Origin of the sequence: Serratia sp. BIGb0163, from assembly GCF_024809935.1 — a bacterium.
GTDB classification, from domain to species: domain Bacteria; phylum Pseudomonadota; class Gammaproteobacteria; order Enterobacterales; family Enterobacteriaceae; genus Serratia; species Serratia quinivorans.
In genome coordinates, this window is sequence record NZ_JANUDZ010000001.1 from 1856646 (window position 1) to 1869085 (window position 12440).

Consider the following 12440-nt stretch of genomic DNA (forward strand, 5'->3'; position numbering starts at 1 on the left):
ATTAGCGTCCTTTGGTTCCGGTTAGCGCATCCGTCAGGTCCAGGTATTGCGGGGCTACCGCACCGGCAAAGCGCCGTTGGTGCGCCGCCTGCTGTGCCGAAGCACAACCTTCCTCACCTAGAAACTTAACCTGCTCCTCTTCCCATACCGCATCCAGCGCCTGCGGCGTGTCATCGCGGGTTTCTTTTGCTACCTGAGACGTCAGCGCCTGTGCCTGAACGTCACTGCCAGATAGCACCAGCAGCAGATCAAACAGCACCGCATACGGGCTTTCCCGCTGTAGTAACCGGGCGCCCAGTAATGCCAGGATCGGTGCGATGTCCTGCAACCCCTCCGCGGCCTGCTCCTTGCTGCGGCTGGCAAGATACTCCAGATACAGCGGCAGGAAGTCCGGCAGCTCGCGGCTGTCGATCTCCAGCCCGGCTTCGCGGTATTGCGCCATCAGATCGACCATGGCCTGACCGCGATCGCGCGACTCGCCATGTACGTGCTCAAACAACAGCAACGAGGTGGCGCGGCCCCGATCGAACAGCTCGCAGTATTCAGCCTGCACATCCAGCAACGGACGGGCGCAGAAACGGCGAATAAACAGGATCAACTTCGCGCTGTGGTGCAAATCCAGTTCGCTGGCCGGTTCCAGCGCCTCCACCAGCGCCTGTTGATGGTCAAACAGCGCCTGCTCCGGGTAGTCCAGCAGGCGAGCAATCACTTTCAGGCTGATCATGAGGCATCCTCCTGGCGGGGCGTTTTTTTCGTCACATCAATAGCGTCAATGCGTCGGCTGTTGAACAGGTTGAATTTACCGTCGCTACCCTGGCAGCCGTCACCAAAACTAAAGCCGCAGCCTTTGCTTTCCGGGAAGGCCTCACGCGCCAGTTCACGATGGCTGGATGGGATCACGAAGCGGTCTTCGTAGTTGGCGATCGCCAGATAGCGGTACATCTCCTGCGCCTGCGCTTCGCTCAGCCCCACCTGTTCCAGTGCGCTGGTGTCCAGCACGCCGTCAACGGTTTCCGCACGTTTGTAGTGGCGCATCGCCAGCATGCGTTTGAGCGCCAACAGCACCGGAGCGGTATCGCCGGCGGTCAGCAGGTTGGCCAGGTATTGCACCGGGATACGCAGGCTTTCCACGTCCGGCAGTACGCCGCTGTGCGCCAGCTCACCGGCATCGGCTGCGGATTGAATCGGTGACAATGGCGGTACGTACCACACCATCGGCAGCGTGCGGTATTCCGGATGCAGTGGCAGCGCCAGCTTCCAGTCCATCGCCATTTTGTATACCGGCGACTGCTGGGCAGATTCGATCACCCCTTGTGGAATGCCGTCGGCCAACGCCTGGGCAATTACCGCCGGATCGTGCGGGTCGAGGAAGATATCCAACTGGCTCTGGTACAGATCCTTGTCGTTTTCGACCGCTGCCGCCTGTTCGATGCGGTCGGCGTCATACAGCAGCACGCCCAGATAACGGATACGACCCACGCAGGTTTCCGAACACACCGTCGGCTGGCCGGACTCGATACGCGGATAGCAGAAGATGCACTTCTCGGACTTGCCGCTTTTCCAGTTGAAATAGATCTTTTTGTACGGGCAGCCGGTCAGGCACATGCGCCAGCCGCGGCATTTATCCTGATCGATCAGCACAATGCCGTCTTCGCCACGCTTGTAGATAGCGCCACTCGGGCAGGTCGCGACACAGGCCGGGTTAAGGCAGTGTTCGCACAGGCGCGGCAGGTACATCATGAAGGTGTTTTCGAACTGGCCGTACATCTCCTTTTGCATATTGTCGAAGTTTTTATCCTTCGAACGCTTGGAGAATTCACCACCGAGGATCTCTTCCCAGTTCGGGCCATTTTCAATCTTCTTCATGCGCTGGCCGGTGATCAACGAGCGCGGCCGGGCGATCGGTTGATGCTTACCCTGCGGCGCGGTATGCAGGTTCTGGTAGTCGTAATCGAACGGCTCGTAATAGTCGTCCAGCGCCGGAACGTCCGGGTTGGCGAATATCTTCGACAACAGGCCGACGCGGCCGCCCATGCGTGGTTCCAGCTTGCCGTTGATTTTACGGATCCAACCGCCCTTCCACTTTTCCTGATCTTCCCAGGCGTGCGGATAACCGACGCCGGGTTTGCTTTCCACGTTATTGAACCAGGCGTACTCCATGCCCTCGCGGCTGGTCCAGACGTTTTTACAGGTCACCGAACAGGTGTGGCAACCGATGCATTTGTCCAGGTTCAGCACCATGCCAACTTGCGAACGAATTTTCATTTTGCTTTCTCCTGCTGGCTACCCTGCGAGTCGTCGTTGCCTTCACCATCTAACCAGTCGATGCGGTTCATCTTGCGTACCACCACAAACTCATCGCGGTTGGAGCCGACGGTGCCGTAATAGTTGAAGCCGTAGGCCAACTGCGCATAACCCCCGATCATATGGGTCGGTTTCGGGCAGACGCGGGTCACCGAGTTATGAATACCGCCGCGCTGACTGGTGATTTCCGAACCGGGAATATTCACGATGCGTTCCTGCGCGTGGTACATCATGGTCATGCCGGCCGGGACGCGCTGGCTGACCACCGCCCGCGCCGTCAACGCACCGTTGGCGTTAAAGGCTTCGATCCAGTCGTTATCCTCAATCCCCAGATCCTTGGCATCTTCCTCACTCATCCAGACGATCGGCCCACCGCGCGACAGGGTCAGCATCAGCAGGTTGTCGCTGTAAGTGGAGTGAATGCCCCATTTCTGGTGCGGCGTCAGGAAGTTCAGCGCCTTCTCCTTGTTGCCGTTCGGCTTCTGGTTCAGCAACGGCTGCGCGGCACGGGTGTCGATCGGCGGGCGATACACCAGCAGGCTTTCGCCAAAGGCACGCATCCACTCATGGTCCTGATACAGCTGCTGACGGCCGCTGATGGTGCGCCATGGGATCAGCTCATGCACGTTGGTATAGCAGGCGTTGTAAGACACATGTTCGTCTTCCAAACCTGACCAGGTCGGGCTGGAAATGATTTTGCGCGGTTGGGCCTGAATATCGCGGAAGCGGATTTTTTCATCTTCTTTGTTCAGTGCCAGATGGCGGTGATCGCGGCCGGTCATCTTGCCCAACGCGTCCCATGCCTTGACCGCGACCTGTCCGTTGGTTTCCGGTGCCAGCGCCAGGATCACCTCGGCGGCATCGATGGCGGTTTCAATCTTCGGCCGACCGGCCGCCGGGCCATCGGCCTTCACGTAGTTGAGTTTTTTCAGGAAGTCGACTTCGGTCTGGGTATTCCAGCTAATCCCTTTGCCGCCGTTGCCCAATTTATCCAGCAGCGGTCCCAGCGAAGTGAAACGCTCGTAGGTGGCCGGGTAATCACGCTCTACCACCATGATATGCGGCGCGGTAACTCCCGGGATCAGATCGCACTCGCCCTTTTTCCAGTCTTTGACGCCATAAGGCTGCGCCAGCTCGGCGGCCGAGTCATGCTGAATAGGCAGCGTCACCACGTCGGTTTCCTGGCCCAAATGCCCGACACACACTTCGGAGAAGGCTTTGGCGATGCCCTTATAAATCTCCCAGTCGCTTTTCGAATCCCAGGCCGGATCGACCGCTGCCGACAGCGGGTGAATAAACGGATGCATATCCGAGGTATTCATGTCGTCTTTTTCGTACCAGGTAGCGGTCGGCAACACGATATCGGAGTAGAGACAGGTGCTGGACATGCGGAAATCAAGCGTCACCACCAGATCCAGCTTGCCTTCACCGCCGTTATCCAGCCATTCCACTTCCTCGGGCTTGGCGCCGCCTTGCTGGCCCAGATCCTTGCCCTGAATGCCGTTTTCGGTGCCCAGTAAATACTTGAGCATGTACTCGTGGCCCTTGCCGGATGAGCCCAGCAGGTTGGAACGCCAAACGAACAGGTTACGCGGGAAGTTCTGCGGGTTGTCCGGCTGTTCGGCGGCAAAGTTCAGGCTGCCTTTTTTCAACCCTTCGACGGTATAGTCCAGCGGCGATTGACCGGCGGCTTTCGCCTGCGCCGCCAGATGCAGCGGGTTGGTGCCCAACTGGGGTGCCGACGGCAGCCAGCCCATGCGCTCGGCGCGCACGTTTAGGTCGATCAGGCTACCGCCAAAGCGGGTCTTGTCCGCCAACGGCGACAGCAGCTCTTCGGTGCCGACGGTTTCATAGCGCCACTGGCTGGAATGGTTATAGAAGAACGAGGTGCTGTTCATATGGCGCGGCGGACGTTGCCAGTCGAGGCCAAACGCCAGCGGCAGCCAACCGGTCTGCGGCCGCAGTTTTTCCTGGCCGACGTAGTGCGCCCAGCCGCCGCCGCTCTGGCCAACGCAGCCGCAGAAGATCAGCATATTGATCAGGCCGCGGTAGGTCATGTCCATGTGGTACCAGTGGTTAACCCCGGCACCGACGATAATCATCGAACGGCCATGGGTTTTCTCGGCGTTGTCGGCAAACTCACGGGCAATGCGGATAATGTTGTGACGTGAGACGCCGGTGATCTGCTCGGCCCAGGCCGGAGTGTAGGCTTTGACGTCGTCATAGTCGGTGGCGCAGTTGGCATCGTTCAGGCCACGATCGAGACCGTAGTTGGCCAGGGTCAAATCGTAAACGCTGGTCACCAACGCTTCGCTGCCGTCCGCCAGACGCAGGCGTTTGACCGGCAGTTTGTGCAGCAGGATTTCGTCCAGCGCCACGCTGTTGAAATGTTCACTTTCGGTACTGCCAAAGTAAGGGAACCCGACGTCGGCCACTTCGTCATGTGCGCCCAGCAGGCTGAGTTGCAATTCGACTTCCTGCCCGTCTTCACCGGCGCGCTGTTCCAGGTTCCATTTGCCCTGCTCGCCCCAGCGGAAGCCAATCGACCCCTGCGGTGCTACCAGCTCACCGTTGCGCTGATCTATGGCGACGGTTTTCCACTCTGGGTTGTTTTCCTGCCCCAGACCATCCACCAGATCGGCGGCTCGCAGCAGGCGACCGGCGGCGTAATAGCCTGCTTCGCGCGGCTCGAGCATCACCAGCATCGGCATATCGGTGTAGCGACGCACGTAGTCACGGAAGTAGCCCACCTCACGATCCAGGTGGAACTCTTTGAGCATCACGTGGCCCATTGCCAGCGCCATGGCGCTGTCGGTGCCCTGCTTCGGATTGAGCCACTGGTCACACAGTTTGGCGACTTCGGCATAGTCCGGCGTCACCGCCACGGTTTTGGTGCCTTTGTAGCGCACTTCGGTGAAGAAGTGGGCGTCCGGGGTACGCGTCTGCGGCACGTTAGAGCCCCAGGCGATGATGTAGGAGGAGTTGTACCAGTCGGCCGATTCCGGCACGTCGGTCTGCTCACCCCAGGTCATTGGCGAGGCCGGGGGTAAATCGCAGTACCAGTCGTAGAAGCTCAGGCAGGTGCCGCCAATCAGTGACAGATAGCGGGCGCCGGCGGCGTAGGACACCATCGACATCGCCGGGATCGGTGAGAAGCCGATAATGCGATCCGGGCCGAAGGTTTTGGCGGTGTAGACGTTGGAAGCGGCGATCAGTTCGTTCACTTCCTGCCAGCTGGAGCGGACAAAACCACCGCGTCCGCGCGCGACTTTGTAGCTTTTGGATTTTTCGGCATCGCTGACGATCGAGCCCCAGGCATCGATCGGGTCACTGTGCAGCGCCTTGGCCTCACGCCACAGTTTGATCAGGCGTTTGCGCATCAATGGGTATTTCAGGCGGTTGGCGCTGTACAGATACCAGGAGTAGCTGGCGCCACGTGGGCAACCGCGAGGTTCATGGTTGGGCAAGTCCGGGCGGGTACGCGGGTAATCGGTTTGCTGGGTTTCCCAGGTCACCAGGCCGTTTTTTACATATATTTTCCAGCTACAGGAGCCGGTGCAGTTAACCCCATGGGTGGATCGCACAATCTTGTCGTGCTGCCAGCGGCTGCGATAGCCGTCTTCCCAGTCGCGGTTGGTGTTTAGCGTCTGGCCATGTTCGCCAGAAAAGGGTTCCGCCAACTGCTTAAAATAGCGGAATCGGTCTAGAAACTTGCTCATCCGGAATTCTCCTGAAAGCTTTTAATATTTTTACCGTTAAAGGAACGGCATTGCTCAATCTGCCGCCAGCCTACTAATGCGGTTGCAGCGGCAAATTGATTGCGATCAAGAGAACGGAGGGAGAATAACGGCGGCAACGGCGTGCCTACCCCTAAAGTATCAGGGCAGGCAGTGGCGCTAATTAATTGAAAATAGAATAAAAATCATGATTTAGATATTAGGCGGGATGTACTGCGAAGTGAGTTGGGGTATTTGGGGGTAGGATGCGGGCGAGCGTCTGAGATACCCGGGCCTAGCGCACCGAGGGGCTATTATGGGACACATCCATGTGTCCCACCCTACGGGCCGACTGGAAGTCGTTCCAATTTGCTCCCGGCAAATTGGTCGGCGGACAAGCCGCTACGACCCCTACGGCACGCTCTCCCTAATAACAGGCTTTGTGTGTCTGCTAACTGATTAACCTGCATCCATCTCATGGCCGATCCACTCGCCGCTGTCACGGTTGATAACCCGCAGATACTGCTCATACTCCTGTTCACCGTAGAACAGGTTCAGCAACGGCGTTTTATAAAATGACTGCCACATTTGCCCCAGCATGATTGGCCGACGCGGGACATAGATATTCTCGATCAGGTTATAACCGGTGGCCATCAGCATGAAGCACAGGAAGAAGTAGTTAAACCTGCCGCGCATGAACGAGCGATGATGAGCCACGTAGTAAAACAGCAGGAATACCGACGCCACGCTGGCATAGCGGCTGGCCGCCTGCAGCGAACTGGAACACAGGAACACAAACACCACCAGCCAGGCCGCGGTGTTTTTGATGTCCCCCGCCTGGTTACGCATCGGATTCGCCAGCATGAATACCCCGAGAAACAGCGCCGGGAACAGCACAATCAGGAAGTTAATCATCCCATTGGCATTGCCGGAGGTCAGATAATCGCTGGCATACATGCCGGAGGTATAGACGTCGGAATAACTGTTAATGCCAGAAATCGTAATGTGAGAAAGAATAAACGGCAGTGCGAACTTGGCGGTCAGCAACGCAATGGCGCTAAACACCACCGTCAGCAGGCGGTTTAGCCGCATTACCCGGCTACACAGAAACACCCCGACCAGCAGCATGCTGGAAAAGTGGGTCAGCATGGCGAATAACATCAGGCCGGCGGCCAGCGGCCGATTCTGTTTATGGCAAAACAGCACCATCGCCAGCGTCATCACCGCCATCGAGAAGCCAAAACGCAGCCCCATGCCGATGATAAACGGGTTGATCAGAAACAGCACCGCCAGATGCAGTAATACAAACTGCCTGGCTGAAAACACCTTGCCGGAGTGCAACATGACAATATTGAGCGCGGCGAGATAGCAGTAAACCGACAGGCCAACGTACAGCCCCGGAATGACGTAAAAAGGGATACCCAGGGTTTTGAAAATATAAAAGTTGGCGTACAGCACCACGTCCACCTTGCCCTGAACGACATCACCCAGGCTGGTGGCCGAGTTAATCGCATCATAGTTGGCAAAGTGGCGGTAGAGATCGGCCAATGGCGGGATCTTGATAAAGAAGAAGAAAAAACACAGCGCAATCAGCAGATAGGCCACCGTATTTTTCTTTCCCGCCCGCAGGGTGCCAATGCTGTGCAGCAAGGCAAACAGCGGTACCGTCAGCAGCAGCACGCTGCCAATCAGCGTAGAACGTTCAAAGCGCATAATCATCCTCTGGCTAAATAATTCCCTCTCATTGGGAGTATTGCTCATCCGTTAAGGCGATACTGTCCCCTCTCCTTTGGGAGAGGGTTAGGGTGAGGGGAAACAGACAGAGCAGAGGCTAAAGCCCCTCACCCCGGCCCTCTCCCACAGGAGAGGGTGACGTTTACCTGACTAATTTCGTAATATCAGAAAGGCACGCCACGGAAAAACACATTGCGGATGATATTCTTCATATAGACCCCAGCCATCAGGCCGCTATTGACGTAGACAATGCCCCTTAGCCCGTATAACACCCCAGCCAGACGGCTCTTGCCGTCGGTAATGATGCGCGAGTTAATGCAGGTGTGGCGCAAACGCATGATGTTGCGCGCCCGGGGCGAGATCTGCGGCATCAAGCGCTTTTCAAACTGCATTTTATTGCGGTAACCCAGGATGCCTTTCGGGCTGGAGGTGATGCGTTCACCATCATGATCGTTATGCACTGCCAGGCGTTCATGCAGCGTGCCGATGTTCGCCCCGGCCGCCAACAGCCGGTACAGGAAGATATGATCCTGATAGCGCGGGGTATTAAAGAAACCGCGCACCGCAATCGCCATGCTGCGCCGCATCATGATCATCGGCGTGTAGGCGACGCCGGCCAGCATAAAATCTTCCAGCCCTGCGCAACGCGCCCGGTAATAATGCTCGGCGCTGATCTGCCCGTCCTTGAGAATATCCATGTCGCACAGGCTGACGTCGTAATTGCCCTGCTGCATAAACGCCAACTGACGGGCGATTTTTTGCGGATGGTAGTAGTCGTCATCATCCAGAAAGGTAATGTACTCACCGCGCGAACGCAGGATCCCGCTGTTACGTGCCTGTGCGCCCCCGCCGTTGTGGCGACGCGGGTAATAGATAATTTCTCCCCGCTCAATATAGTCGGCCAGGCGTTCGCGGGTCGCCAGGCGATGCGCATCGCCCTGCGGGTTGTCATCCACCACGATAATTTCCAGCGGGCGATGGGTTTGCGCCAGCACGCTGTCGATGGCGCGTGCCAACAGTTCACTGCGGCCATAGGTGGGTATGATGACGCTGACGGTAATACTCATAGTTTTATTTCACCCGTAGGTTATACAGCCGGGCCATCAGGTAGTAAGCCAGCGGGCTGCGGTAAAACAGCCGATTCTTGCGGCTCAGCATTTTGCGCTCCTCTGCCCGCAGGCCGGAGTAGCGGCGTTTCAGCTCGCGGGTTTCGCGCAGCGCGTCACGCAGCCCGAAAAAATCCAGCCCGACCAGCAAACGCGCCTTCAGCGTGGTAACGAAGAGCACCGAGTAAAGCCCATGACCCACTCCCTCCCGGCGTCCCGTGTCGGCACCGCCGAGCGCATAATCCAGATCGTCCAGATCGCGTCGTTTGGGCGCACGCGTAATGCCATTCGGGTTGGCGCGGTAACCCACCAGCGGCGTGTCGCACAACACGATACGTTCCGCTTTCAGGTACAGTTGCGGGATCAGCTGAATATCTTCGAAATTGCGCCCCGCCGGGAAGCGGGCCTGCTCGAACAGCGTTTTGCGGTAAATACGCGCCCAGGCGTACCACAGGCTGCGGTTGAAGCTGTCCGCCAGCAGCGCCATATGGGCATCACGCTGCTGGGGGGCGGCATTGCCCGGTACGATGGCCAGGGTGCCGTCCGGCTGGATCTTGCCGTTGTTGAAAGCCGAAAAACGCTGGGCATTGAAGGCGACGATGTCTGCCAAAGGGTTATCCGCCAGCAGGCGCCCCAAAATGCTGAAATACCCTTCCAGCAGCACATCGTCAGAGTCGAGGAAGCCGATATAGCGTCCTTCGGCATGGGCAATGCCGCTGTTGCGTGCCTCGCTCAGCCCCTGGTTTTGCTGACGCAGAATACTGACCCGCAGTTTGTGCTGCGGATAGCGGCACAGCACCTCTTCGGCAATGCCGATAGCGCCATCCGGACTGCCGTCATCCACGATGATCACTTCCGCCCAGTCCGGCAGTTGTTGCAGCACTGAGCACAGGCAAGCCTCAATATAAGCCTCGACCTTATACACCGGAATAATCAGGCTCAGAGTGATATTCATGATCGGTTATCCTTTCTTTTCTTTTTGAAGTTGCACCCAAACTGCCCGGCTGCCCATCGACGGCAACTCGGCCTCAATCTGCCGTTGCCCTTGCGCCTGCCAGCCCGTTGGCAAATCAAAGCGCGCCGACATCGGCCGGTAGTAAGGGTTGGCGATCAGCACCAGGCCCTTATCACCGTCGATAAACAACCTTGCCGGGATGGCGGTATTGTTGCCCTGCAGCAGGGTGCTTTCGCCGGAAAGCAGGTAAGGGTTAAAGCTGACAATCTGCTGCGCCACGCTGGCCACACCCCGCCAGATAGCATCAAACTCCTGCTGGCTAAAGCCGCCGCGTTGGCGCTTGTAGAACAAGTCGGTATAGGAATAAAACAGAATGCCTTTAGCGCCGCCAATCAGCCCCAGCCAGGCCTGATTGCGCATCTCCGCCTCCGTCGGTTGGCGCGGTTTACGCCCCGGCGCATAAGCGGCGTGATCCATAATCTGCATCACCAGCCAGGCCCCTTTGACCTGCCGCGCGACCTGGCTGGTAATGCGGCTGTACTCCAGAGTCCGCGTCAGATCGGCGTCTCTGCCGACCGGGTAAGGATCGCTGGCCAGCACGTCCGAACTGTTGAAATAGGCGTTGAGCGTGCCGGTCTTGTCCAGCACCTGGAACGTCAGGTGATCCGGATCCAGACGTTTTACCTGCAGATGCTTTTGCTCAATTTGCGGCACGTATTCCGGCCCCAGTTCATCGTTGATATACCAGGCCAGCAGGTTCGGTTGGTGTTTAAACCTTTCCACATAGCTCGCCGTCAGTTGCGGATAGCTCATTTTGGTTTCCGGCGCGAAGCGGGTGCCGGCATACATGTCCTTGAGTGAGAAAATCACCTGCAAACCGTACTGCTGGGTTTTGCGGAAATAGTTATCAGGGTCACGTCCGGTACCGTAGTTATAATTGAGTAAGGTGTTGAAACCGGCATAGCGGATGCGCGCCAAATGCTCATCCGTCACCATCTCGCCGTACATATAAATACCGAGCGGGAAGAAACGCTTGCCCTGTTTCAGGGTATAACCCTGTGCATCCAACGCCACTTTAGGCTGTTCACGGCCGACGCTGATCGGCATTTCGCTACTCTGGCTGCGCTGTGAAGCCACGTCCGTCACCTGCTGTTGCAGACGATACTCCCCGGCAGCCAGGTCGGCAGGCAGCGGGAACTCCACCTGCTGCTTTCCGTTAATGCGGTAACGGCGGCTGTCGTGTTTCACGGCGGTGTTTTTGTCGTCAACCAGCGTGCTGTCCACCTGCACCTGCTGCGGATCAACCACTTCGATCAGGCTCGATGCCGTCCCCTGGCTGCTGCGCATCTGGTAGAGCTCCGGCGCGACCGGCTGCTGACAGGCGTAGACGTCATCAAACCAGGCGCTGCCGGTAGTCCCCCGGCGCAGGTAAACGCCCAGCACTACCTTCACCGCGCGCGGCGGCACCCGAAAATCCCCCGTGACCGGCTGCCAGCCGCTGGTGCCCAGCAGGCCCTGCGGGTAGCTGCCGGCCAAAAAACGTCCCTGGCTGTCATAACTTTCGATAAACACTCCAGCGCCCTGATTCTCCCCCTTGCCCTTCAGGTTCTCACCGCGCACCCAGGTGCCAAAAGCCAGCTGCTGACCCGGTTTAACCGCCAGCGTCTGCAGCATGTTGTGGTAGTTGGCGGGGTTGTGATTTTGATAGAACAGGCTGCTCCGGCCCCCGTGGCCGCCCGCCACCACCTGTGCCGAGGCCAGTGACCAGCCCGCGCCCCCCTGCTCGAACCCGGGATCCTGCAGCAGGTTATTACCGCAGGGGGCGGCATTGGCCAGCCCGGAGCCTACCAGCAGGCAGGCGGTGGTTAGCTTGCTGATTTTCATTGGCGTTTCATCACCGCGTTGTACAGATAAGAGAAGAACAGATAGCAGGACTTCTGGTAGGAAAGCCCCAGATGACGGCGATAAATCTGCCATTGCCAGTCGGCCGCCTGAATTTTATTGCCGGACAACGACTGTGCAGAAAGGCGATAAAAGGCCAGCGGCTCGGGTATGCAATACGCCAGGTGGTTACGCGCTTTTTCCAGCACCGACAGCCACATCACGTAGTCCTCGTGCCCGACCTTGCTTTGGTACACCTTGCCGACCTGGCGCTGGTTATACATCCCGGTCAAATTGCCGATCCAGTTGCTTTTCAGCATGTCCCGGTAGGCGATGATCTCCCCGGAACCGCGGTAGTTTTTCACCCGCGCCGGGTCATCTTCAAAGGTGTAATAGTGCGAGCACACCACGTCATAGCGGTCGGTTTTCAGAATGCCGACCTGGCGTGCCAGCTTGTTCGGGTGCCAGACATCATCGCTGTCGCAGAAGGCAATATAATCGCCACGTGCCGCTTCTATCGCGATATTGCGGGTTTCGGCCACGCCCTGGTTGGTGTTGTTGCGAATGTAAGTCAGGCGATCGTGAATAAAGGGTTTCACCACCTCGGCGGTTTGATCGGTGGAGGCATCGTCGATCACATACAGGTGGTAATCCTGATAGGTCTGGTTCAGCACCCCGAGGATCGACTGTTTGATAAAGCCTGCGGCGTTGTAAGCCGGCATGATAACTGAAACTTTTTCCATC

Annotated in this window: 8 protein-coding genes; all 8 read right to left on the reverse strand. The window is 57.8% G+C overall.

Annotation, left to right across the window (positions count from 1 at the left end):
- Position 1 precedes the first annotated feature (1 nt).
- The 8 genes from narJ to M2406_RS09015 all read right to left on the reverse strand — a co-directional run bounded on the left by narJ (position 2) and on the right by M2406_RS09015 (position 12439).
- Complete coding sequence (gene narJ / locus M2406_RS08980; RefSeq protein ID WP_112364446.1) at positions 2 to 724, reverse strand: nitrate reductase molybdenum cofactor assembly chaperone; 723 nt, start codon at positions 722 to 724, stop codon at positions 2 to 4.
- Entirely contained in the window at positions 721 to 2265 is a 1545-nt protein-coding gene (gene narH / locus M2406_RS08985) for a nitrate reductase subunit beta (RefSeq protein WP_012145605.1), read from the reverse strand. Before narH ends, narJ begins: the two co-directional genes overlap by 4 nt.
- On the reverse strand, positions 2262 to 6023 hold the full coding sequence (locus tag M2406_RS08990; protein WP_259189678.1) for a nitrate reductase subunit alpha: 3762 nt from the start codon (positions 6021 to 6023) through the stop codon (positions 2262 to 2264). Before M2406_RS08990 ends, narH begins: the two co-directional genes overlap by 4 nt.
- 456 nt (positions 6024 to 6479) lie before the next feature.
- Positions 6480 to 7733, reverse strand: a complete 1254-nt coding sequence (locus M2406_RS08995) for an EpsG family protein (RefSeq protein ID WP_218216620.1) — start codon at positions 7731 to 7733, stop codon at positions 6480 to 6482.
- Between the two features lie 185 nt (positions 7734 to 7918).
- Entirely contained in the window at positions 7919 to 8821 is a 903-nt protein-coding gene (locus tag M2406_RS09000; protein WP_112364443.1) for a glycosyltransferase family 2 protein, read from the reverse strand.
- Between the two features lie 4 nt (positions 8822 to 8825).
- On the reverse strand, positions 8826 to 9815 hold the full coding sequence (locus M2406_RS09005; protein WP_129939849.1) for a glycosyltransferase: 990 nt from the start codon (positions 9813 to 9815) through the stop codon (positions 8826 to 8828).
- 6 nt (positions 9816 to 9821) lie between these two features.
- A complete protein-coding gene (locus tag M2406_RS09010) occupies positions 9822 to 11699 on the reverse strand; it encodes a carbohydrate-binding protein CenC (protein WP_259189680.1) in 1878 nt (625 codons plus the stop codon).
- Positions 11696 to 12439, reverse strand: a complete 744-nt coding sequence (locus M2406_RS09015; RefSeq protein ID WP_012145611.1) for a glycosyltransferase family 2 protein — start codon at positions 12437 to 12439, stop codon at positions 11696 to 11698. Before M2406_RS09015 ends, M2406_RS09010 begins: the two co-directional genes overlap by 4 nt.
- Between the last annotated feature and the right edge of the window lies 1 nt (position 12440).

Bases quoted from the DNA above. Each gene is read 5' to 3' on its own strand.
- M2406_RS09005 (WP_129939849.1), bottom strand. From the start codon at position 9,815: ATGAATATCACTCTGAGCCTGATTATTCCGGTGTATAAGGTCGAGGCT.
- narH (WP_012145605.1), bottom strand. From the start codon at position 2,265: ATGAAAATTCGTTCGCAAGTTGGCATGGTGCTGAACCTGGACAAATGC.
- M2406_RS09015 (WP_012145611.1), bottom strand. From the start codon at position 12,439: ATGGAAAAAGTTTCAGTTATCATGCCGGCTTACAACGCCGCAGGCTTT.
- M2406_RS09000 (WP_112364443.1), bottom strand. From the start codon at position 8,821: ATGAGTATTACCGTCAGCGTCATCATACCCACCTATGGCCGCAGTGAA.
- narJ (WP_112364446.1), bottom strand. From the start codon at position 724: ATGATCAGCCTGAAAGTGATTGCTCGCCTGCTGGACTACCCGGAGCAG.
- M2406_RS08995 (WP_218216620.1), bottom strand. From the start codon at position 7,733: ATGCGCTTTGAACGTTCTACGCTGATTGGCAGCGTGCTGCTGCTGACG.
- M2406_RS09010 (WP_259189680.1), bottom strand. From the start codon at position 11,699: ATGAAAATCAGCAAGCTAACCACCGCCTGCCTGCTGGTAGGCTCCGGG.
- M2406_RS08990 (WP_259189678.1), bottom strand. From the start codon at position 6,023: ATGAGCAAGTTTCTAGACCGATTCCGCTATTTTAAGCAGTTGGCGGAA.